The 21459-nt window shown below is 56.8% G+C and carries 20 protein-coding genes, 1 other RNA gene and 1 pseudogene; 9 read left to right on the forward strand and 13 right to left on the reverse strand.

Going from position 1 to position 21459, the window contains the following annotated elements; genetic code table 11:
• Positions 1–53: 53 nt before the first annotated feature.
• The gene (locus M493_RS14720) at positions 54–1055 is read right to left on the reverse strand and encodes a TAXI family TRAP transporter solute-binding subunit (protein WP_020961171.1); all 1002 of its coding nucleotides are present in this window, start codon (positions 1053–1055) and stop codon (positions 54–56) included.
• Between the two features lie 558 nt (positions 1056–1613).
• On the opposite strand from M493_RS14720, the gene M493_RS14725 reads away from it, so the two are divergent.
• The 3 genes from M493_RS14725 to M493_RS18575 are packed head-to-tail and all read left to right on the forward strand — an operon-like array spanning position 1614 to position 2948.
• Positions 1614–2204, forward strand: a complete 591-nt coding sequence (locus tag M493_RS14725; RefSeq protein ID WP_020961172.1) for a DUF6230 family protein — start codon at positions 1614–1616, stop codon at positions 2202–2204.
• 30 nt (positions 2205–2234) lie between these two features.
• The gene (locus M493_RS14730) at positions 2235–2657 is read left to right on the forward strand and encodes a DUF6114 domain-containing protein (RefSeq protein ID WP_020961173.1); all 423 of its coding nucleotides are present in this window, start codon (positions 2235–2237) and stop codon (positions 2655–2657) included.
• Between the two features lie 51 nt (positions 2658–2708).
• Positions 2709–2948 carry a hypothetical protein gene (locus tag M493_RS18575; protein WP_235183436.1) on the forward strand — a complete coding sequence of 80 codons (240 nt, stop codon included), beginning with the start codon at positions 2709–2711 and terminating at the stop codon, positions 2946–2948.
• Here M493_RS18575 and ssrA read toward each other — a convergent pair.
• The 5 genes from ssrA to secG form a co-directional block, all read right to left on the reverse strand.
• Positions 2899–3250: a transfer-messenger RNA gene (gene ssrA, locus M493_RS17850) on the reverse strand. The two genes, M493_RS18575 and ssrA, sit on opposite strands and share 50 nt — an antisense overlap.
• Positions 3251–3478: 228 nt before the next feature.
• Positions 3479–3946, reverse strand: coding sequence for an SsrA-binding protein SmpB (gene smpB, locus M493_RS14740; RefSeq protein WP_020961175.1), 468 nt, complete (start codon positions 3944–3946; stop codon positions 3479–3481).
• Between the two features lie 82 nt (positions 3947–4028).
• Entirely contained in the window at positions 4029–6293 is a 2265-nt protein-coding gene (rnr, locus tag M493_RS14745) for a ribonuclease R (RefSeq protein WP_020961176.1), read from the reverse strand.
• A gap of 23 nt (positions 6294–6316) precedes the next feature.
• Positions 6317–7057: a carboxylesterase gene (estA, locus tag M493_RS14750; RefSeq protein WP_020961177.1), complete on the reverse strand. Its 741-nt coding sequence runs from the start codon at positions 7055–7057 to the stop codon at positions 6317–6319.
• Between the two features lie 74 nt (positions 7058–7131).
• Positions 7132–7368, reverse strand: coding sequence for a preprotein translocase subunit SecG (gene secG, locus M493_RS14755; RefSeq protein WP_020961178.1), 237 nt, complete (start codon positions 7366–7368; stop codon positions 7132–7134).
• Positions 7369–7572: 204 nt separating this feature from the next.
• On the opposite strand from secG, the pseudogene M493_RS18400 reads away from it, so the two are divergent.
• Positions 7573–7695 (forward strand): annotated as a pseudogene (locus M493_RS18400) (oxidoreductase); the annotation flags it as partial.
• Positions 7696–7998: 303 nt separating this feature from the next.
• Positions 7999–8214 carry a hypothetical protein gene (locus M493_RS14760; protein WP_020961180.1) on the forward strand — a complete coding sequence of 72 codons (216 nt, stop codon included), beginning with the start codon at positions 7999–8001 and terminating at the stop codon, positions 8212–8214.
• Between the two features lie 112 nt (positions 8215–8326).
• Here M493_RS14760 and M493_RS14765 read toward each other — a convergent pair whose 3' ends face one another.
• Positions 8327–9826: a carboxylesterase/lipase family protein gene (locus tag M493_RS14765; protein ID WP_020961181.1), complete on the reverse strand. Its 1500-nt coding sequence runs from the start codon at positions 9824–9826 to the stop codon at positions 8327–8329.
• 175 nt (positions 9827–10001) lie between these two features.
• Between M493_RS14765 and M493_RS14770 the strand changes: the two genes are divergently transcribed.
• The 4 genes from M493_RS14770 (at position 10002) to M493_RS14785 (ending at position 13444) form a co-directional block, all read left to right on the forward strand.
• Positions 10002–10994, forward strand: coding sequence for a sulfonate ABC transporter substrate-binding protein (locus M493_RS14770; protein ID WP_020961182.1), 993 nt, complete (start codon positions 10002–10004; stop codon positions 10992–10994).
• A 16-nt stretch (positions 10995–11010) separates the two neighbouring features.
• Positions 11011–11793 (forward strand): aliphatic sulfonate ABC transporter permease SsuC, encoded by a 783-nt coding sequence (gene ssuC, locus M493_RS14775; RefSeq protein ID WP_020961183.1) that lies wholly within the window; start codon positions 11011–11013, stop codon positions 11791–11793.
• A 15-nt stretch (positions 11794–11808) separates the two neighbouring features.
• A complete protein-coding gene (locus M493_RS14780; RefSeq protein ID WP_020961184.1) occupies positions 11809–12564 on the forward strand; it encodes an ABC transporter ATP-binding protein in 756 nt (251 codons plus the stop codon).
• 223 nt (positions 12565–12787) lie between these two features.
• Positions 12788–13444: a YitT family protein gene (locus M493_RS14785; protein ID WP_020961185.1), complete on the forward strand. Its 657-nt coding sequence runs from the start codon at positions 12788–12790 to the stop codon at positions 13442–13444.
• A 514-nt stretch (positions 13445–13958) separates the two neighbouring features.
• On the opposite strand, the gene M493_RS14790 is transcribed toward M493_RS14785, so the two are convergent.
• The 6 genes from M493_RS14790 to gap form a co-directional block, all read right to left on the reverse strand.
• Positions 13959–15239 (reverse strand): MFS transporter, encoded by a 1281-nt coding sequence (locus M493_RS14790; RefSeq protein ID WP_051391602.1) that lies wholly within the window; start codon positions 15237–15239, stop codon positions 13959–13961.
• Between the two features lie 150 nt (positions 15240–15389).
• On the reverse strand, positions 15390–16682 hold the full coding sequence (eno, locus tag M493_RS14795) for a phosphopyruvate hydratase (RefSeq protein WP_020961187.1): 1293 nt from the start codon (positions 16680–16682) through the stop codon (positions 15390–15392).
• Positions 16683–16733: 51 nt separating this feature from the next.
• Entirely contained in the window at positions 16734–18269 is a 1536-nt protein-coding gene (gene gpmI / locus M493_RS14800; protein ID WP_020961188.1) for a 2,3-bisphosphoglycerate-independent phosphoglycerate mutase, read from the reverse strand.
• Positions 18262–19023: a triose-phosphate isomerase gene (gene tpiA, locus M493_RS14805; RefSeq protein WP_020961189.1), complete on the reverse strand. Its 762-nt coding sequence runs from the start codon at positions 19021–19023 to the stop codon at positions 18262–18264. The genes gpmI and tpiA overlap by 8 nt, the downstream gene beginning before the upstream one ends.
• A gap of 80 nt (positions 19024–19103) precedes the next feature.
• On the reverse strand, positions 19104–20288 hold the full coding sequence (locus M493_RS14810; RefSeq protein WP_020961190.1) for a phosphoglycerate kinase: 1185 nt from the start codon (positions 20286–20288) through the stop codon (positions 19104–19106).
• 121 nt (positions 20289–20409) lie between these two features.
• Positions 20410–21417 carry a type I glyceraldehyde-3-phosphate dehydrogenase gene (gene gap, locus M493_RS14815; RefSeq protein WP_020961191.1) on the reverse strand — a complete coding sequence of 336 codons (1008 nt, stop codon included), beginning with the start codon at positions 21415–21417 and terminating at the stop codon, positions 20410–20412.
• Positions 21418–21459: the final 42 nt, after the last annotated feature.

A 21459-nucleotide genomic window follows, 5' to 3' on the forward strand; every position in this document is an offset into this window, starting at 1 on the left:
GGAAATAAGGAAGGGCTGGCATCCTCATTCAAGCCAGTCCTTCCCCTATCCCGTTATTCCGCTTTAACTCCTTTTTCATCAAAATATTTTTTCGCGCCCGGGTGAAGCTCAATCGACATGCCATCGAGCGCATGTTCGAGTTTGATTTGCTGGGCTTTGGCATGTTTCACTTTATCCAAGTTTTCAAAAATCGCCTTCGTAATGTTGTAGACTGCATCCTCCGGCAGATCCGCCCGGGCGACTAACATCGCGCGCACAGCGACCGTCGGAACCGTTTCAGCAAGCTTATACGTTCCTTTTGGCACTTCGTCTTTCGCATAGTACGGATATTTTTCAATTAAAGCATTGATTTTATCTTCCGCAATCGGCACAATGACGACATCTTCGGTCGCCGACAGCCCTTCTACCGCCCCGGTTGGCGTTCCGGCCGTAATGAAGGCGGCGTCGATCGTTCCATCTTGGATGCCGGAGACGGAATCATCAAACGACAAGTTGCGCACCTTAATATCGTCAAACGTCATTCCGTGGACTTCCAAAATTTGCTCAGCGTTCGCCCGCGTTCCCGAACCGGCTTCCCCAACGGAAACGACTTTCCCTTTCAAATCTTCCACTGACTGAATGCCGGATTTTTTCGTTGTGACGATTTGGATCGTTTCCGGGTAAAGGGTCGCAATCCCTTTAACGCTTTCAATTTTCTCTTTAAACATAAGCTTTCCTTCGGTCGCATATGTCGCGATATCGGTTTGGGCGAACGCGATTTCCGCATCACCGGCATCCAAAATGGCCATGTTTTCCGCCGATGCACCAGACGTAATCGCATTGGCGTCAATGCCGGTCTCATCTTTAATAATATCCGCAAACGCACCGCCAAGCGGATAGTACGTTCCACCCGTTCCGCCGGTGGCAATGCTGAGGAATTTCACGTCGCCGCCTTGCTGTTCACCGGCTCCTTCCTGTTCCGCCCCTCCGCCGCCGTTGCCGTTGCCGCAGGCTCCAAGCAGCAGCGACATAGAAAGAACGGCCATCAGACGCATGAACCGCTTTCGTTTCTTCATTGTCATCATCCCCTTTTCTATTTTTCTTTCCCTTTTGATTATATTGTATTAAAAATACTTTCACAACTATGAAACAATTCCAATCACCCCTGCATCCAACATTTACCTTCCCCAACTTCTGCTTTGAAAAGCGTGGGATTGCGATCCCTTCTCTTTCAAGCGGCCTCATCGATACAACATTACCGGGCGGCCACGGCCGAGTTATTGCTGCTGCCTCCATCGTCCTGCGGGAACCTGGCCGTACGAACGATCCGCCTGCCAAAAGGTCTGGTTGACAAATTCAGCAGCCTCAGGCGATAAATAGAGCCATTGTTCCACTCACGATGTGAATCCTCTATTTTTTCTAAACCCATAAAGCCGCAAACTCCCCTACACTACCGCCGCAACGAGCCGGCTGCTGATGGCGTTTTTCCCCCCTTCCTTCGGCCCCGCAGCCGGGCACGAACGGCAAAAATCCGACAATCGTCGGACTTCAATGGGAAGACAAATTGTCATAAAATTTAAACATATTAAAGCGCTTACAGCGCCTACTATTCAAAAAGGGGGAGGAGAAAAGCCATGGAAATGGCGACAAAACTGGTCATCATTGGGGGGCGCACGGCGAAAAAGCCGCTGCTCGCCGCGCTGTTAGGGGGGTTCCTGCTGTTGGGCGCCTTGCTGTCGATCTTCGGGCTGACGGGCGTCGCCTACGCCGTGCCGCTTGGCGGCGTCGGGGAGTTCACCGTCCAGTTCAAAACGCTCGAGGGCAACGGTTTTAAAATGTACGGCGGGATGGCGGAATCCGGAAAAGCCAAACAAACGCCCGTGTTTGTCAACGAGATTAACAAAGCAACCATCCAAGGACTCAAAATTTCGAAAGATTTCGAGGCGCTGAACCTCCGCGTTGTCATCGAGGCTGGGGGGACTGTATCGATTGACGGCCTCGTCCAAAAAGCAACGCAAATTAACGGCAACATCTCCTTCGGCAGCCTGACAATGAAAGAAAACTATATCGGCGACGTTGAGGGAGATGTGCAAAAAGCAGCGGCTGAGTTCACCCAAAACGCCAATACGATTCATATTGAAAACGGCGACTTGAAAACCGTCTATTTGTTCCAGCAAGCCGTATCGCTTCCGGGCATGAAAGTATATTTCGAACCGCTGAAATAGCGATGCTACCTTAAGTAAGGAATGATGGAGATGATCCGTTCCCGTTGGCAGGCACTTCAACGTTGGCGCAAACGGCGTCCATTTTGGGGAGCGACGCTGCTGTTGCTGTCGGGCTTGATCATTTTATGGATTCCGGCGCACTTATATGAAATTTCGCTCGTCCCCGGCAGCACCGTCTTCGTCGGCTTTTTCCTCGGCGGGATGGTATTGTTGATGGCCATCCTGTCGTATACAATGCCGCGGCTGTCCACGTTGTTTGGCATCATCGGCATGTTCAGCGCCATTTTGTCGATCATGGGCGCCTTAGGCGGCTTCTTAGTCGGCACCATTCTTGGCATCATCGGCGGGGCGCTTTGCATCGCCTGGCGGCCGCAATGGGCCGAAGCCGGCGCGCCGATGGCGCACAGCGAAGCCGCGGCGGATCAAGAACGCCATGCTCCGGCGGCAGACTGAACAACCTATAGGTGAATGCCCCGCGGGACAGCGGGGCGAACCGAAAGCGCCGTGCATCAACCGGAATGCGCGGCGCTTTGCCATTTTCCCGGCCTCCCCGCCTGTTTCTGCGTCGAAAGCCGCAAAGCAGCCATCGTCTGCGGAAACAAGGCGCACCGGCCCGCACTTCCCGCGGCGGGGCAAATGAAAAAACGGCTGCCGCAGCAGCCGTCATTGCGTGATGTGAAATTGAAAAAGCCAAAAATGGAGACGGTGGGAGTCGAACCCACGTCCAGAGGCATCGCCACTTAAGCATCTACGAGCGTAGTCGGTATATTTCGCTTCGCCGTCCGTTCCGCCTACCGACAGGCCTCCCGGCGGCTAGCCTGGTTCGTCTCTTCCCTCGTCCTCAGGCGGCGGAGTTGGGCGTAGCCCGCTTCATATGAAGCCCTCGGACGCCACACGGGCGATGGCGGGAGGAGCTAGCTGCAGCAATTAGGCAGCTAAAGCGTAGTTTTGTTTGCCAGTTATCTTTAGGTGACGTTTTTACGAGGACGTCCCCCTCGGCTCGCCGCTTAAGCTCGACCTACCCCTGTCGAATCCGGATCGTCCCCGCGATGCGAAGAGATCGGAACAGCTTAAGCATGGGATAACTGGCTGTTGCACTTTTTATTATACCATGTCGTTGCGCATTTGCAATGGGAATGTTTTCAATATCGGTGAAACCCGGTGAGTTTTGCCGCCGCGGTCGAATCCGCCGGAAAAGAAGAGCTGATGCGCCAAAGCTTCTCCGCTTGAGAAGAGCCGGCTTTAAGCCGGTTTTTCCGTCCGCCGCTTACACCCTACAGCTTTTGCCGGTCGCGAAACGCCCGCTCGATGTCGCGCTGCGCTTCTTTCCGCTTCATATCTTCGCGCTTGTCGTATTTTTTCTTCCCTTTGGCCACGCCGAGCTGGACTTTGGCAAAGCCGTTTTTGATGTACAGCTTGAGCGGCACGAGCGTATACCCTTGCTCTTTCGTGTAGCCGATCAGCTTGTTGATTTCGCGCCGGTGCAGCAAAAGCTTTCGCGTCCGCAGCGGATCGTGGTTGTAGCGGTTGCCTTGTTCGTACGGGCTGATATGCATGTTATGGAGAAACACTTCCCCTTTTTCGACTTTGGCGAACGAGTCTTTCAAGTTCACCCGGCCGTTGCGGATCGATTTGATTTCCGTCCCTTGCAGCACGAGGCCGGCTTCGTACGTTTCCTCGATGAAATAATCGTGGTGTGCTTTTTTGTTTTGGGCGATCACTTTTCCTTCGCCTTTGGGCATCCGTTTTCCCCCCTCCTCATCGTAGCGTTTCTTATTTTATCAAAAACGAAAAAGAAGGAAAAGCCGGGCGCCAGGCTTTTCCTCACCGTTTTTTCTTTTTCTTCTTTTTCGCTTTCGCGCCGCCGCCCTTGCCGCTGTTCGCCTTCGCTTTGGCCTGCTTTTGCTTTTTTCCTTCAATGACGACCGGCGCGGCTTTCGCTTTCGGCGGGCGGCGCCCTTTCATGCCGACAACTTCAAAATCGACGATCCGCTCGTCTTTGTTCACGTTGATGACGCGGACGGTGATTTCATCGCCGATGCGGTACATTTTCCCGGTCCGTTCGCCGATCATCGCATAGTTCCGTTCGTCATAGCGGTAGTAGTCGTCGGTTAAGTAGCTGACATGCACCAACCCTTCAATCGTGTTCGGCAGCTCGACAAACAAGCCGAAGTTCGTCACCGAGCTGATGATGCCGTCAAATTCCATCCCGATTTTGTCTTCCATAAACTCGGTTTTCTTCAGATCGTCCGTCTCCCGTTCCGCCTCGACGGCGCGCCGCTCCATGTTGGACGCATGCTCGGCAATCTCCGGCAGCTTTTCCGCCCATTTTTGCTGCGTCTCCGGATCCATTTGCCCGTTGATCAAGTACGTCCGGATGAGCCGGTGGACGATCAAATCCGGATAGCGGCGGATCGGCGAGGTAAAATGGGTGTAAAACTCGGTTGACAGCCCGTAATGGCCGAGGCTTTCCGCGTCATAGCGCGCCTGCTTCATCGACCGGAGCATGACGGTCGAAATGACCATCTCTTCCGGCTCGCCGCGCACCGCTTCTAAAATTTGCTGGAGGGCGCGCGGATGGATTTGGTTGCCCGTTCCTTTCACGACATAGCCGAAGTTCGTGATGAACTCCAAAAAGCGCTGCAGTTTTTCCGGCTTCGGATCCTCATGGACGCGGTACATAAACGGTACGTTCAGCCAATGGAAATGCTCGGCGACCGTTTCGTTCGCCGCCAGCATAAACTCTTCAATGAGCCGCTCGGCGACCGAACGCTCGCGCAAGACGACATCGTACGGTTTGCCGTTTTCATCGACGAGCACTTTCGCTTCCTTGAAATCAAAATCGATCGCCCCGCGCTTCATCCGCTTCGTGCGCAAAATGTCGGCGAGCTCGGCCATCAGCTCAAACATCGGCACGAGCGGCGCGTATGTTTCCCGCAACGCTTCGTCTTTGTCCACCAAAATTTTATTGACATCGGAATACGTCATCCGCTCCGTCGTGCGGATGACGCTTTGGAAAATGTCGTGGCGGACGACTTCGCCTTGCGGGGTGATTTCCATCTCGCACGACAGCGTCAGCCGGTCGACTTTCGGGTTGAGCGAGCAAATGCCGTTGGACAGCCGGTGCGGAATCATCGGAATGACGCGGTCGACCAAATAGACGCTCGTGCCGCGCTCGTACGCCTCGCGGTCGATCGGCGACCCTTCTTCGACGTAATGGCTCACGTCGGCGATGTGGACGCCGAGTTTATAGTTGCCGTTCTCAAGCTTCGTCACCGTCACCGCATCGTCCAAGTCTTTTGCATCCTCGCCGTCAATCGTGACGATCATCTCGCCGCGCAAATCGCGCCGCCCTTCCAAATCTTGCTCGGTAATCACATCGGGCACGCGGTTCGCATGCTCGATGACGTCATCGGGAAATTGAAGCGGCAGGCCATGCTTATAGATGACCGCCAAAATGTCGACGCCCGGGTCGTTTTTATGGCCGAGAATTTGCACGACTTCCCCTTCGGCGCTCATCCGCCCTTCCGGATACGAGGTGAGCCGGACGACGACTTTATGTCCCTCAACCGCGCCGTTGGCGGCGTTTTTCGGAATGAAAATGTCGTTGACGATTCGCTTGTCATCCGGGATGACGAAGCCGAAATATTTGCTTTCGGTGTATGTACCGACGACTTCTTTCACCCCGCGCTCCAAAATGCGGACGATCGTCCCTTCGCGGCGCGCCCCGGATGAATCGGCCTGGACGCGCACGAGCACGGTGTCGCCGTGCATGGCGTTTTTCAATTCGGACGGCGGGATGAAAATATCGTCCATTCCCGGCTCTTCCGGCGCGACAAAGGCAAATCCTTTCGGGTGGCCAATCACTTTGCCGCGCACGAGGTTCATCCGCTCGGGCACGCCATAGCGGTTGCTGCGCGTCCGGACGATGAGCCCTTCCTCTTCCATGGCGACAAGCGTTTTGACAAATTCCTTAAACCCGTCCGCATCCTCAATCCCAAACGCCTCTTCCAGCTCCTCAACCGTCAGCGGCTTATACGCCTCATCGCGCATAAACGTTAAAATTCGTTCGGCCAATGCGTGATCCATCGGCCATCCCCTCCTTTCCGCCGTTACCAATCCAACGACTCCAAAAACGCATAAACATCTTCGTGCAATTGTTCTTTTTCTTCATCAAGCGTAATGACATGGCCGGATCGTTCGTACCATTTGATTTGTTTCACCGGTGATTCAATTTCGTTATAGATAATGTTGGCGCTGTCCGGGTTGATCATCTTATCGTGGCGCGCTTGCACGACAAACGTCGGGGCGTAAATCAAATCGAGATGGTTGCGCACATCGGCGATCAGCTCTTGCAGCGCCTTTAACGTCTTCATCGGCGTCTGCTTGAACTGCTCCATCTCCTGTTCGATTTGCTCCTCTGCTTTTCCTTCCCGCTTTTTATACTCGCGCGCATACTCGAGCACGCCTTCGTACATCGTTTCCACGCTTTTGATGTACATCGGCGCGCACATCGTCACAATGCCCTCTATAGGTACAGTGTAACCTAATTTCAATGAAAATACGCCTCCGAGCGACAGTCCGGCGACCGCAATTTTTTCATAGCCTTTCCCTTTCAAAAACTGATAGCCGTTCATGACGTCTTGCCACCAGTCATCCGGCCCGGTGTGGACGAGCTCCTCGGGCGGCACACCGTGTCCTTTGTAAATCGGCGCGTGGCATGTGTAGCCTTTCGATTCTAAAAAACGGCCGAGCATCCGGACATCAGCGGAATTACCGGTAAACCCGTGCAAAAGCAGCACCGCCCGCTCCCCGGCTTCAAAGAAAAACGGTTTTGGCGGAACAATTTTCATCATGCGTTCTCCTTCCTCTCTCGCTGAAATAGAAAAGGCAGCCCGTTTCGTTTTGGACCGCCCCCGCGTTTCGCTTATGATGGTTGCACATAGGCGACGACAATCGCCAACACAAAGAACAAAACGGCCAACACGACCGTGACGCGCTGAAACACCGCGTCGAGCCCGCGCGCTTTCTGTTTACCAAACAGCTGTTCGGCGCCGCCGGTAATCGCCCCGGACAGCCCGGCGCTCCGGCCCGACTGCAGCAACACGACCACAATAAGCGCAACCGACACAATGACAAGCAGCGTCACAAGCAAGGCATGCATGCCTGACACCTCCAACGACCAACATTGCAATAGTTTTACTATACCATAGATCGGCGTTGGCGGCAACTGACGAAGCGGGTCAGAGTCAGTCAAGACTGTGTGGAAACTTTTTTGACAAGGCCGTGCTCCAATTCCACACAGAGAAAGCTCTACTCTCTCGACAAATTGGGCCAAAATGAAGGGCGACAGGAGCGAAAGGGGAGAATGATCACGGTTCGATTTGCAACGACCGGCACAAACTGGATCACCGAGTCGTTCATTGATGCCGCGCGGTTGGTCGACTCGTTCGAATTCGCCGCCGTCTACTCGCGAGCTGAGGAAACAGCACATGCCGCTGCATCAACAGACACATAGATTCCTCCAAAGAACGGCTTCGGTCATCGGGGAACAAGCGAGCTGATCGAGTCGCTGCCAACGGTGTTAAAGGAAAGACTGCGTTTCCTGCCTTTGCGAGACAGCTGAATCGAAGGGCGGAGTCCAAAAAATTCCTCCCCCTTTGCCTAGATGAAGGAACGTTTTCTCCTCCGTCTGTTTGACGCTCCCACGCCTCGGGTGCGGGCTGGTCATTGTCGTCCGCCGCTGAAATGCGTTACAATAGAAAGCAAATGAGCAACGACTGGAGGGACTTCAATGGCAAGACCGGACGAACGAGTCGTCATCGCGATTGACGGCTATCAATTCAAGCGGGCGCGCGAGGCGAAGGAAGGGAAAATTTTCGTCACGTCGCCGATCGGGGCGAACTTTACGTTCGATGTCAACGTCATGCGCAAGCTCATCGAGGCCATCGACCGCGACCCGGCGCTGGCGGAACAGTTCGGGCTTCCTTCCCGGGGGGCGAACGAATAACAAAGGAACGGCGCGATGGCCGTTCCTTTTTGTTTTGATGAAGAAACGTCAGAACTCCTTTTTCGATGACGGACATGCTCTCAGACGTTCGCCCCGCCGCTGGCCGGATCGTTCAAACGCGCCCTTGCCACGCCGCCCGCTCGCGGCCGAACGGATCGTCTTCCGCATGGCTTGCGGCCGAAAAGACAAAGGCCGCTTTGCGCTCGCTCGTATACGCCGGCCACGCTTCCGGCAAATGAGCGCCGTTTGGATCGCCGGTGCGGGCGAACGAAAGCCAAGCATAATGCATTTCGTTGGCGATCGCCTCGCGCTCCGGGCGGGCGCCGACGAAATTCGCGACGCCCGGCTGGTGGAGGTTATGAAACACAAACGGCAGCTCGAGCGCGTGGCACGCTTTCAGCCGGCCGCCGAACACCGGCGTTTCATAGTCAAACCGGTACATGTACACATCCGCCCCGTGCGCCGCCTGAGCGTCCGCCGTCCGCAGCATCCCCTCGACAAACACGCGGTACGTCATGATGCGAAGCCATTTCTGCCAGGCGGGCGCCGACGGCTCGGCCGTTTCCGCATAATAGCGGATCGCCGCTTCCGGCACCGGTCCGACTTCCCGGCTGATCCGGTCGAGCAGTTCGCGTTCGCCAAGCTTCGTCCACGACAGATCGGTCAACGTAAACAAGTTGTATTCGTCTTTCGTCACGCCGATCAAAATCGGAACGCCGCCGGCCGCCCCGTCTTGGAGCGCCTCGATCGGATGGCGGCGCAGCACGCGCCCGTCTATGACCGGGCCGTACATGACTCCGGGGCCGAGCGACAGCGCCGCTTGCAGCAGCTCCCCGGCCGGAATCGACAACAGCCGGCCGCGGTCGCCCGGACGGATGCCGGCCCGCTCGAGAATGCGCTCGGTCGCCGCCATCGCCGTCTCCGGCGAACGAAGGAGAAGCGACCCCGAACCGCTTTGCAAAATGGCGCGCTGAAACAGCCCCCTTGCCTCCGGCAGCGACAACAGCACACCGACGCTCGCCGCTCCGGCCGATTCGCCGAAAATCGTCACATTGTCCGGATCGCCGCCAAACGCCGCGATGTTCTCTTTCACCCAGCGCAGCGCCGCCACTTGGTCCAAAATGCCCAGGTTGCCGGATGAAGCGTACTCGCCGCCAAACAAATCCCCAAGATGCAAAAAACCAAACACGTTCATCCGATAGTTGATCGTCACGACGACGACATCGCCGTGTTTCGCGAACGCCGTCCCGTCATACCACGGCGAAGAGCCGGACCCGAACAAAAAGGCGCCGCCATGAATCCAGACGAGCACCGGCCGCTTCTTCTCATCCGCCGCCGGCGACCAAACGTTCAAATACAGCCCGTCCTCGCTCGGCGCCTCATTCATCCGCCCGAGCAATCCGCTGAAAATCGGATCCGACGGCTGCATGACGACAGGGCCAAACGATATCGCCTCCCGCACCCCATCCCACGCCTCGGGCGGTTCCGGCGGCAGAAACCGCCGCTCGCCGACCGGCGCTTTCGCATACGGGATTCCTTTCCAAACGAAAACGCCTTCATTCATTCCCCCGCGCAACCGTCCATACCGCGTCTCGACAATCGTTCGTTCCATTCCCTCACTCCCTATTGTTTTCGAACTATTCAAACATATTATAACCTGCGGGGCGGCGAAGTGGCAAATATTCCCCTGTTTCCCAACCGGTACACGCACGATCTTTTTTGGGCGTCATACACTAGTGAGCAGTGCTGCACCAGCGCATCTTGAACGAAAAAGGGGGTCTTACACAATGCGGGCGAAAGTGCTTTTGTCATTGCTTGGCGCTTGGCTTCTCGTCTGGCTTTCGGCGTGCGGGCAGCCATCTCCCTCCAAAAGCGGCGGGTCAAACGGAAAAACGGCGCACGTCATCCGCATCGGCTACCAAAAAAACGGGCCGCTCATTATGTTAAAGGAGCTCGGCACGCTGGAAAAGCGGCTCGAACCGCTCGGCTATCGAGTGGAATGGTCGGAATTTCAAGCCGGGCCGGCGCTTTTGGAAGCGTTGAACGCCGGAAGCATCGATTTCGGGCGGACGGGCGATTCTCCGCCGATTTTCGCCCAGGCGGCCGGCTCATCGTTAGTGTACTTGGCCGCCGGCAATTCGAAAGCGCGCGGGTCCGCCATTTTGGTGAAAGCGGATTCGCCCATCCAAACGATAGCCGATCTGAAAGGGAAAACCGTCGGGTTTGCCAAAGGATCAAGCTCCCATTTTCTTCTCATTCAGGCGCTTGCGAAAGCCGGCTTGTCATATGGCGAGATCAAACCGGCGTTTTTAGCCCCGGGGGACGCGAGAGTCGCCTTTGAACAAGGGGATATTGACGCGTGGGTTGTGTGGGACCCGTTCGCCGCTGATGCCGAACGGTCCGGCGGGGCGCGGGTGTTGACAAATGGAGAAGGATTGACGTCCGACCGCGACTTTTTCCTCGCTTCGGCCTCCTTTGCCCGCGAACACGAAGCGTTGTTGAAAGTCGTTTTGGAAGAAGTGCAAAAGGCGTGCGATTGGGTGAACACCCATCACGATGAAGCCGCCGCCATGCTGACCGAGATCCTCGGCATCGACCAAGAAGCGGTGCGCATGGCGCTTGAGCGGCGCGTATACGGGATCGGGCCGATGACTGATGAGATCATCAACGAGCAGCAGCAAATCGCTGCCACCTTTTACGAACTCGGCATCGTCCCGACGAAAGTGAACATTCAAGAAAACATCTTTGTCTGGAGCGAAAACGTGTTTACTTGGAACTAAAGGGGGATGGTGACAGATGCGCCGTTTGCTTGTGAACCGAAAATGGCTGCCATGGGGACTTCCGGTTCTTTGCCTCATCGCCTGGCAAGTGTTCGCGAAAGCCGGGCTCATTCCGGCCCGCATCCTCCCGGCGCCATCAGACGTTTCGGTTGCCGCGGCGGCTCTCGTCCAATCCGGGGAGCTGTTCCAACACATTTGGGTCAGCCTTTGGCGGGCGTTGGCCGGATTTCTCATCGGCGGGACGATCGGTTTTGTGCTCGGCCTCGTCAATGGGCTGTTCCGCACGACCGAGATGCTGTTTGATACATCGGTGCAGATGCTCCGCAACATTCCGCATTTGGCGCTTATTCCGCTCGTCATTTTGTGGTTTGGCATCGGAGAAAGCGCGAAAATTTTCCTCGTTTCGCTCGGCGTTCTTTTTCCGATTTACATCAATACGTACCACGGCATTAAGTCGGTCGACCGCGGGCTGATCGAAATGGGGAAAATGTACGGGTTAAACGGGCCGGCACTCTTTTTCCACGTCATTTTTCCCGGGGCGCTGTCGTCCATTCTTGTCGGCGTCCGCTTCGCCCTCGGCGTCATGTGGATGACGCTCATCGTCGCCGAAACCATTTCGTCCACCTCCGGCATCGGCTATATGGCCATGACGGCGAGGGAATTCATGCAAATGGATGTCATTGTGCTCAGCATTTTGCTATATGCCTTGTTTGGCAAACTATCCGATGTGATCGCCCGATTTTGCGAGCGCCAATGGCTGCGCTGGCATCCGAACTATCAACCTGACAACCGCCCATAAAAGGAGGAACGCCCAGTGAAACGGAAACCGCTGCACCCGCACGTGCGGCTTGCCAACGTCCGGAAATGCTACGGGACGGCGGCCGTGTTGAACGGACTTGACCTGGACATATACGCCGGGGAATTTCTCGCCATCGTCGGCAAAAGCGGCTGCGGGAAAAGCACGCTGCTCCGCCTCGTATCCGGTCTCGAAACGCCGGATGAAGGGGCCATCGTCATGGACGGCAAACCGCTTGATGGCGTAAACGCGCACGCCCGCATCATGTTTCAAGACGGGCGGCTGCTGCCGTGGAAAACAGTGCTCGACAACGTCTCCCTCGGCCTCGGCCCGGGCGGCCGGGAAGCGGCGGCGGCCGCGCTGCAAAGCGTCGGTCTCGGAGAACGGCTCCACGACTGGCCGGCCAACTTATCGGGTGGACAAAAACAGCGGGTCGCCTTAGCCCGCGCCCTCGTCCATGAGCCGCGCCTCCTTTTACTTGACGAGCCGCTCGGCGCCCTCGATGCGCTGACACGGCTGGAAATGCAGGCGCTGATTGAAGACATATGGATAGAAAAACGAATCACCTCGCTGCTCGTCACGCACGATGTCGAGGAAGCGGTGGCCTTGGCCGACCGCGTCATTTTGCTGCAAAACGGCGGCATCGCCCTTGACCTGCCCGTCCCGCTCCCGCGGCCGCGGGAACGAAGCCATCCGGCGTTTTCCGCCCTTGTCGGCCACCTGCTGCGGCAAATCATGGGCCGCCAAACAGAACAGCCGCTCACGATTTATTAACGCCCCCGGACGCGGGGCGTTTTTTCTGTCTGTTCGCAAACCCGTTGTGCTGAACCGGAACAACAACGACCGGCGTTTTCGCCGCCTTTTTCTGCCTGTTCGCAAGCCATCCTGTCCAAGTGCTAAACAACGGTTGACAAGCATAAGAACATAGTAGCCTTTTCGCTGCCGCCGCATAGGAAAAGCAAAAGGTTTTCAACATTCGGAAACAAGGATGGTCGTTGTGGACAAACAACTCGTCAGCTCCCCATCGTCTGTGGCGTATATTTTAGGCAAAAAATATTTGCTTGTCGTGATCGGAAGCATCATTCAAGGGGCGGCCATGGGGGTGTTCCTCTTTCCCAATGCCATTCCGTCCGGAGGAGCCGGCGGCATCACCGTGTTGTTGAACCACCTGTTCCGTCTGCCGACAAGCATCGGGCTTTGGATCGTGAACGCATCGGCGCTCCTTGTCGCCTTTAGGTATTTAGGCGGCGCCAGCGCCGTCGGCACGGTCATCAGCATCACGGTCACCTCCGTTTCCATCCAGTTTTTTGAAACGCATTGGCATACACCGCTCCCAAACGTCTGGGCCGATGCCGCAGCCGGCTCGATCGTTCTTGGCGTTGGAATCGCGATCCTGCTCCGGCAAGGCGTCTCCCACGGCGGCATCGGGATCATCGCCTTGCTCATCGCCCGATCGAAGCACGTCAACCCCGGGCGGCCGCTCTTTTGGATCAACGGCGCCATTTTTCTGCTGATCGGCTACATCATCGACTGGCATCTTGTCCCCCAAGCCATCGGCTGCCAATGGCTGTCCACCCGCGTTGTCGACTGGCTGTACAGCACGCCGATGCCGCGCCGCATTTCAACAGCCGCGCTCGGCTGGCGAAAGCGGTAGGCTTCATTCTGCCCTCCTGGGGCCGGCCGCAGCCATGGACAAGGCGCGGCGGCCGACAAGGCGGGCGTCCCTTCGCCGCAAGCCGGCGACTGACGGAAGGTCGCTAAGGGACACCGCCTCCCCTTTCGGCTACGGGCTGGCGAACGACGGTCTCTAGGGGCGCCGCTCGGTTCGGTCCCGCCTTTGCGAAAACGTCCGGCAAACAACACGAGGCCTCGAGAAGGCACCTCGCCTCATCCGGCCTTTGCGAAAACACCCGGCCGCTTCCGGTGAACTCCGGGGAGCCGCCTCGCCTCATCCCGCCTTGCGAAAACACCCAGCCCTCTCCGAAGGACTACGGAGAGCCCCCCGCTCCACTCCCAAAAGCCGGCCGAACACGCCCGACAAGCCGCAAGGGAGCTCGAAAAGCCCCTTCTCTCCGCCCCGCCTTTGCGAAAACGTCCGGCCACTTGCAGAAGACTCTGGGGAGCGCCCCGCTTCGCCCCCCGCAAGCCGGGCGAAGACATTCGGCGACCTACAGAAGGCCGCCGCCGGAAGGGAGCAGCTCGTTCAAATCATCATCGCCTAAGCGCCGGCCGCGGTTCGGTTTCCCCCCTGGCTGCCGCCCGCTCCCGTCGACGCGAATCATCGTCAACGCCAGCACACCGACAAGCAGCGTCAAGGCGGCGACCGACCAAAACATGCCGGCTTTCGACCAATCCATTAGCCGCCCGAAAACCGGCGGGCCGGCGGCGACGCCCAAAAAGCGGACCGAGCCGTACAGCGAAGTGACAAACCCGCGCCGCTCCTTGCCGACTGCGTTGGTGATGAAGCTGTTGATGCACGGGAGAACAAGCCCGGTTCCGATGCCGCCAAGCGCCAAAACAAGCAAAAACGGAACGAGGCGGGACGGAAACACAAGCGCCGCATACGAGGCCGTCATGAGCGAAAAGCCCGTGACGATCAGCGTTTTCATGAGCCGCTGCCGCCGGCCGATTTTCGCTCCGGTCGTGTACGACGTCGTGCACATGGCCAAAAGCGGGATGGCGAGGATCAACCCTTTTTTCACTCCGTCGATGCCGTACTGCTTTTCCAAGACGTCCGACAAATAAAACAGCATGCCAAACAGCGTAAACAAACATACCGCTCCGGCCAAATAGGCGGTCAGCAGCCACCGGCCTTCGCGGTGAAACACAGTTGCCAGCCCATGGACATAGTTCCGAAACGGCGGCGGCTCTTTCCGTTCCTTTTTCTCCTTGATGCACACCCAGACGAGGATAACGGAAAGAAGGCAAAACGCCGGAAAGGCGAAAAAGACGCCATACCAGGCGAGCAAGGCGATGAGCGAGCCGACAATCGGCGACAGCACCTTGCCGAAGCCGTTTGAAGCCTCAACAAGCCCCAACACCCGGCTTTCTTCCTTTCCTTGAAACAAGTCGCCGGTCAGCGCCATGGCGATCGGCGCCGTGCCGGCCGCCCCGATGCCTTGCAGCGCCCGGCCGACGAGCACCCACATGTACGCATGGGCGAACGCGCTCGCCGCCAATCCGGCGAGCAGCCCGCCCGCGCCATACAGAAAGAGAGCCGGAAGCATCACCGCCTTGCGCGAGAAGCGGTCGGACAAGTAGCCGAAAATCGGGATGAAGACAGCCGCTGTCACGGAAAAGACGGTGATCGTCAAGCTCACTTGAAACTGCGACAAATGAAGCGCCGATTTCATCGCCGGCAGCACCGGAATCAACATCGAGTTGCCCAGCGTCATAATGAGCGGAACCGAGCCGATCGCGGCCACCGCCAGCGGAGACGGACGTTGCATGGTGTTTGACAATGGCTTGCACCTTCCCTAAAACGTAATGAGTCCCCATTTAGCATCTCCGCGCGCCATGCCCGCTATCCCCGGCCGCCGCGAAAAAAGGCACCTTTCTTGGCAAACAGCCGAAAGGTGCCTCTCATCTTCCACTGTCGGTTATTGTTTCAAATTGTAAAACGAGCGGATGCCTTGATAAATCGCCGTGCCGCCTAATTCATCTTCAATGCGGAGCAATTGGTTGTATTTCGCGACGCGGTCGGTGCGCGACGGCGCGCCCGTTTTGATTTGGCCGGCGTTCGTGGCGACGGCGATGTCGGCGATCGTGCTGTCTTCCGTTTCGCCGGAACGGTGCGAGACGACAGCCGTATAGCCGGCGCGCTTCGCCATTTCGATGGCGTCAAACGTTTCGGTTAGCGTGCCGATTTGGTTCACTTTGATCAAAATCGAGTTGCCGACGCCTTTTTCAATGCCTTCGGCCAGCTTTTTCGTGTTCGTCACAAACAAGTCGTCGCCGACGAGCTGCACTTTTTTGCCGAGCCGCTCGGTGAGCAGTTTATGCCCTTCCCAGTCGTTTTCATCGAGCCCGTCTTCGATCGAGATGATCGGGTATTTTGAGACGAGTTCTTCATACCAAGCGACCATTTCTTCCGACGTTTTGACGACGCCTTCGCCTTCGAGGTGGTACTTGCCGTCTTCTTTGTTATACAGCTCCGACGACGCCACGTCCATCGCGAGCATCACTTGCTCGCCCGGCTTGTAGCCGGCTTTTTCGATCGCTTCGATGATCGTTTGCAGCGCTTCTTCGTTCGATTTCAAGTTCGGGGCAAAACCGCCTTCGTCACCGACCGCGGTGTTGTAGCCTTTCGCTTTCAATACCGCTTTTAAGCTATGGAAAATTTCCGCCCCCATGCGCAGCGCTTCGCGGAAGCTTTCCGCCCCGACCGGCATGACCATGAATTCTTGAATGTCGACGTTGTTGTCGGCGTGCGCGCCGCCGTTTAAAATGTTCATCATCGGCACCGGCAGCGTTTTGGCGTTAAAGCCGCCCAAGTATTGGTACAGCGGCAAGCCCACTTCATCGGCCGCCGCGCGGGCGACAGCGAGCGATACGCCCAAAATGGCGTTGGCGCCAAGCTTCCCTTTGTTTTCCGTGCCGTCCAATTCAATCAACGTGCGGTCAATCGCCACTTGATCGGTCACTTCCAGACCGATGATTTCCGGCGCGATCACGTCGTTGACGTTCTCAACCGCTTTTAACACCCCTTTGCCGAGGTAGCGGTTTTTGTCGCCGTCGCGCAGCTCGACCGCTTCGTACTCCCCGGTCGACGCGCCGCTCGGCACCAAGGCGCGGCCGAAGCCGCCGTCTTCCGTATACACTTCCACTTCCACCGTCGGGTTGCCGCGCGAATCCAGCACTTCGCGGGCGTAAACATCGATAATGGCAGACATGTGAACCCACTCCTTTTCTTTCCTTTAGTTATCGTTTCGTGCAACCGTTTGTTATTTGACAATCAACGATTTCCCCGTCATTTCTTTCGGCTGCGGCAAGCCGAGCAAATCGAGCATCGTCGGCGCCAAATCGCCTAAAATGCCGTCTTTGCGCAATTCAAGGCCTTTTTTCGTGACAATGACCGGCACCGGATTTGTCGTATGCGCCGTTTGCGGCTCGCCATCCGGCGTCAGCACTTCATCGGCGTTGCCATGGTCGGCGGTGATGATGGCAATGCCGCCCTTCTCTAAAATGGCGTCGACGACTTTGCCGAGGCATTCATCGACCGCTTCGACCGCCTTGATCGTCGGCTCGAGCTTGCCGGAGTGGCCGACCATATCCGGGTTGGCGTAGTTCAAAATAATCGCGTCGTATTTGTCGGCGGCAATTTCCTTGAGCAGCGCGTCGGTCACTTCATAGGCGCTCATTTCCGGTTTCAAGTCATACGTCGCCACTTTCGGCGAGTTGATCAAAATCCGGTCTTCGCCCGGAAACTTCTCTTCGCGGCCGCCGCTCATGAAAAACGTCACATGCGGGTATTTTTCCGTCTCGGCGATGCGCAGCTGACGCAAACCGTGCTGTGACAACACTTCACCGATCGTGTTGTCAAGGTTCGTCGGTTTGAAGGCGACATAGCCTTTCACCGTTTCGCTGAAATGCGTCAAGCAGACGAAAAACAAATGGTTCGGATGTTTCGGGCCGCGGTCAAATTCGCGGAAATCTTCGTTCGTAAATGTATTCGAAATTTGGATCGCCCGGTCGGGGCGGAAGTTGTAGAAAATGATCGCATCGTTGTCTTGAATCGTCGCCACCGGCCGGCCGTCTTCGCGGACGATGACCGACGGCAGGACGAACTCGTCGTAAATGCCGTGTTCATACGAGTCCTCAATGCACTCGAGCGGATCGCGGTACGTCGGGCCTTCGCCGTACACCATCGCCCGGTACGCCTTCTCGACGCGGTCCCACCGTTTGTCGCGGTCCATCGAGTAGTAGCGGCCTGACAAGGTGGCGATTTCGCCGACGCCGTATTCCTTGATTTTTTCTTGCAGCTCTTTGATGTATTGCGGCGCCGTTTGCGGGCCGACGTCGCGGCCGTCCAAAAAGCCGTGGATGTACACCCGCTTCACGCCTTCTTTCGCCGCGAGACGCAACAGGGCGTACAGGTGGTGAATATGGCTGTGCACCCCGCCGTCAGACAGCAGTCCGAACAAATGCAAACTCGTTCCGTGTTGTTTGACATGGTTCATCGCCGCCAAAAACGTTTCGTTCCGCTCAAACTCACCTTCGCGAATGGCGATGTTCACCCTTGTCAAGCTTTGGTACACAATGCGGCCGGCGCCGATGTTCAAATGCCCGACTTCCGAGTTGCCCATCTGCCCTTCCGGCAGCCCGACCGCCTCGCCGCACGCTTTTAGCGTCGCATGCGGATACTCGTTCCAATAGCGGTCAAAGTTTGGCTTATGGGCTTGGGCGACGGCGTTGCCGTACGTCTCTTCGCGCAATGCAAATCCGTCCAAAATGATGAGGGCAACCGGCTGTTTACTCATGGCGCCCCGCCTCCACGAGCTGCAAGAACGAAGCCGGCTCAAGGCTCGCGCCGCCGACTAAGGCGCCGTCAATGTGTTCTTGCGCCAAAAAGTCGCGGATGTTGTCCGGTTTGACGCTGCCGCCGTATTGGATGCGGACCGCTTCCGCCGCATCGCTGCCAAATTGGCGGGCGATGACGGAACGAATATGGCCGCACACTTCGTTCGCATCTTCCGCGGTCGACGACTTGCCGGTGCCGATCGCCCAAATCGGCTCGTAAGCGATGACCGCCTGCTTCACTTGGTCCGGCGTCAAGCCGGAAAGCGCCTTTTCCACTTGCGACGCCACAACCGCATTCGTCTGCCCTGCCTCCCGCTCCTCAAGCGTCTCGCCGCAACAAATGATCGGCACAAGCCCGCGGGTGAAAGCGGCCAACACTTTTTTGTTCACCGTTTCATCCGTTTCGGCGAACATCTGCCGGCGCTCGGAATGGCCGATAATGACGTACGTGACGCCGAGATCTTTGAGCATCACCGGGCTCACTTCGCCGGTGTACGCCCCTTGGTCGGCAAAATGCATGGTTTGCGCCCCGATTTTCAAATCGGTGCCGGTTGTATTTTGCACCAGCCGGTCCAAAAACAAAAACGGTGCGCAAACGACAGACTCCACTTCGTTTGCCGGTGGGACGAGCCGTTTCACTTCTTCCACAAACTGAACGGCTTCCGCCATCGTTTTATGCATTTTCCAGTTGCCTGCAATGATCGGTTTTCTCATCGTTCACCTTTCCTTTCGCTAGGCGGCGGACAACCGCCGTGCGCCGGCCGTTTCCCTAGCACGGCGCCTTTAGGGGCATCTTACTTATCGTTTAACGCCACAACCCCTGGCAGCTGCTTGCCTTCCATAAACTCAAGCGACGCGCCGCCGCCTGTGGAAATATGATCCATTTTGTCCGCCAAGCCGAATTTCTCGACAGCTGCGGCCGAGTCTCCACCGCCGATCACCGAGTATGTATCAGCAGCTTCAGCGAGCGCTTCGGCGACCGCTCTCGTCCCGTGGGCGAATGTGTCCATTTCAAAGACGCCCATCGGGCCGTTCCAGACGACGAGCTTCGATTGGCGAATGACGTCGCGGTACAGTTCGCGCGTTTTCGGACCGATGTCAAGCGCCTCCCAATCGCCCGGAATAGCGTCAATCGGGACGATGTTCGTGTTGGCGTCGTTCGCAAACCGGTCCGCGACGACGACATCGACCGGCATGTAAAAGCGGACGCCTTTTTCTTTCGCCTTCTCCATAAACGATTTCGCCAGCTCGATTTTGTCTTCCTCAAGAAGCGACTTGCCGACGTCATACCCAAGCGCCTTGACGAACGTGTACGCCAACCCGCCGCCGATGATCAAGTTGTCGACTTTCTCCAACAAGTTGTCAATGACGCCGATTTTGTCTTTCACCTTCGCCCCGCCGATAATCGCCGTAAACGGTCGGTCCGGGTCCGAGAGCGCCTTGCCGAGCACTTCGATTTCTTTTTCCATCAAAAACCCGGCCACCGCCGGCAAGTAGTGGGCGATCCCTTCTGTCGACGCATGGGCGCGGTGGGCGGCGCCGAACGCATCGTTGACGTATAGACCGGCAAGTTCCGCAAACGCTTTGGCGAGCTCAGGATCGTTTTTCTCTTCACCGGGATAAAAGCGGACGTTCTCCAACAGCAGCACGTCGCCTTCCTTCAAGTTCGCGACGGCTGCCTTTACCTCATCGCCGACCGCTTCGTCTGTTTTCACAACCGGACGCTCAAGCAGTTCGCCGAGCCGCTTGGCGACGGCATTCAAGCGCAGCTCCTCGACGACTTTTCCTTTCGGGCGGCCGAGATGGCTTGCCAAAATGACTTTCGCCCCGTGTTCGACCAAATAGCGGATCGTCGGGAGTGCGGCGCGAATGCGCGTGTCATCGGTGATGGCGCCATCTTCCATCGGCACGTTAAAATCGACGCGGCAAAACACGCGCTTCCCTCTCACCTCGACGTCGCGGATCGTCTTCTTGTTCATCGTTCCAGCCCCCTTTAGTGACAGTTTTGGCAAAGGAAAAGGAGTGGGGATCATTTCCCCGCTCCCCTCCATTTTCCTATTATAGACTTGAATAAATGGAAAACTCAATGCCAAGCTCGCCTTATAGTCCTTTTGAAGCAATGTAGGCAGCCAAATCGACGACGCGGTGCGAATAGCCGGTTTCGTTGTCATACCACGAAACGACTTTCACCATTTTCCCTTCGATGACCATCGTCGAGAGCGCATCGATCGTCGACGATGCCGGGTTGCCGTTGTAGTCGCGCGAGACGAGCGGCTCTTCGCTGTAGGCCAAAATGCCTTTCAACTCGCCTTCCGCCGCCGCTTTCAACGCGGCATTCACTTCTTCGGCCGTCACTTCTTTTTCCAGCTCAGCGACCAAGTCCACGACCGATACGTTCGGCGTCGGCACGCGCATCGCCATGCCGTTCAATTTTCCTTTCAATTCCGGCAAAACAAGCGCGACGGCTTTCGCCGCCCCGGTCGTCGTCGGGATGATCGATTCCGCCGCGGCGCGGGCCCGGCGCAAATCTTTATGCGGCAAGTCTAAAATTTGTTGGTCGTTCGTATACGAGTGAACGGTCGTCATCATGCCGCGGACGATGCCGAATTTTTCATGCAGCACTTTCGCAAACGGCGCCAAGCAGTTCGTCGTGCACGACGCGTTCGAGATCACATGATGGTTTTTCGGATCGTATTTGTCTTGGTTGACGCCCATCACGATCGTAATGTCTTCGTTTTTCGCCGGGGCGGAAATGATGACTTTTTTCGCGCCCGCTTCCAAATGTTTCGCCGCATCTTCGCGTTTCGTGAAGCGGCCGGTCGATTCGACGACGATCTCAACGCCGATCTCGCTCCACGCCAAGTTGGCCGGATCGCGTTCTGCTTTCACGATGATTTCTTTGCCGTTGACGACTAAATTGTTGCCGTTCACCGACACCTCAGCATCAAGCGGGCCGTGAACCGAGTCATATTTCAACAAATGCGCAAGCGTGTTCGCATCCGTTAAATCGTTGACTGCCACGACTTCAATGTCCGGGTTTTTCAATGCGGCGCGAAACACGTTGCGCCCAATACGGCCGAAACCGTTAATCCCAACTTTTACTGTCATCGTGTTTTCCTCCTTACAATGGATGATTGTATCGGCAAGGGA

This window comes from Geobacillus genomosp. 3 (assembly GCF_000445995.2).
GTDB lineage: Bacteria > Bacillota > Bacilli > Bacillales > Anoxybacillaceae > Geobacillus.

Coding starts and splice junctions, on each gene's coding strand:
- M493_RS14720 (WP_020961171.1), bottom strand. CDS start 1,055: ATGAAGAAACGAAAGCGGTTCATGCGTCTGATGGCCGTTCTTTCTATG.
- M493_RS14725 (WP_020961172.1), top strand. CDS start 1,614: ATGGAAATGGCGACAAAACTGGTCATCATTGGGGGGCGCACGGCGAAA.
- M493_RS14730 (WP_020961173.1), top strand. CDS start 2,235: ATGATCCGTTCCCGTTGGCAGGCACTTCAACGTTGGCGCAAACGGCGT.
- smpB (WP_020961175.1), bottom strand. CDS start 3,946: ATGCCCAAAGGCGAAGGAAAAGTGATCGCCCAAAACAAAAAAGCACAC.
- rnr (WP_020961176.1), bottom strand. CDS start 6,293: ATGGATCACGCATTGGCCGAACGAATTTTAACGTTTATGCGCGATGAG.
- estA (WP_020961177.1), bottom strand. CDS start 7,057: ATGAAAATTGTTCCGCCAAAACCGTTTTTCTTTGAAGCCGGGGAGCGG.
- secG (WP_020961178.1), bottom strand. CDS start 7,368: ATGCATGCCTTGCTTGTGACGCTGCTTGTCATTGTGTCGGTTGCGCTT.
- M493_RS14760 (WP_020961180.1), top strand. CDS start 7,999: ATGGCAAGACCGGACGAACGAGTCGTCATCGCGATTGACGGCTATCAA.
- M493_RS14765 (WP_020961181.1), bottom strand. CDS start 9,826: ATGGAACGAACGATTGTCGAGACGCGGTATGGACGGTTGCGCGGGGGA.
- M493_RS14770 (WP_020961182.1), top strand. CDS start 10,002: ATGCGGGCGAAAGTGCTTTTGTCATTGCTTGGCGCTTGGCTTCTCGTC.
- ssuC (WP_020961183.1), top strand. CDS start 11,011: ATGCGCCGTTTGCTTGTGAACCGAAAATGGCTGCCATGGGGACTTCCG.
- M493_RS14790 (WP_051391602.1), bottom strand. CDS start 15,239: ATGCAACGTCCGTCTCCGCTGGCGGTGGCCGCGATCGGCTCGGTTCCG.
- eno (WP_020961187.1), bottom strand. CDS start 16,682: ATGTCTGCCATTATCGATGTTTACGCCCGCGAAGTGCTGGATTCGCGC.
- gpmI (WP_020961188.1), bottom strand. CDS start 18,269: ATGAGTAAACAGCCGGTTGCCCTCATCATTTTGGACGGATTTGCATTG.
- tpiA (WP_020961189.1), bottom strand. CDS start 19,023: ATGAGAAAACCGATCATTGCAGGCAACTGGAAAATGCATAAAACGATG.
- M493_RS14810 (WP_020961190.1), bottom strand. CDS start 20,288: ATGAACAAGAAGACGATCCGCGACGTCGAGGTGAGAGGGAAGCGCGTG.
- gap (WP_020961191.1), bottom strand. CDS start 21,417: ATGACAGTAAAAGTTGGGATTAACGGTTTCGGCCGTATTGGGCGCAAC.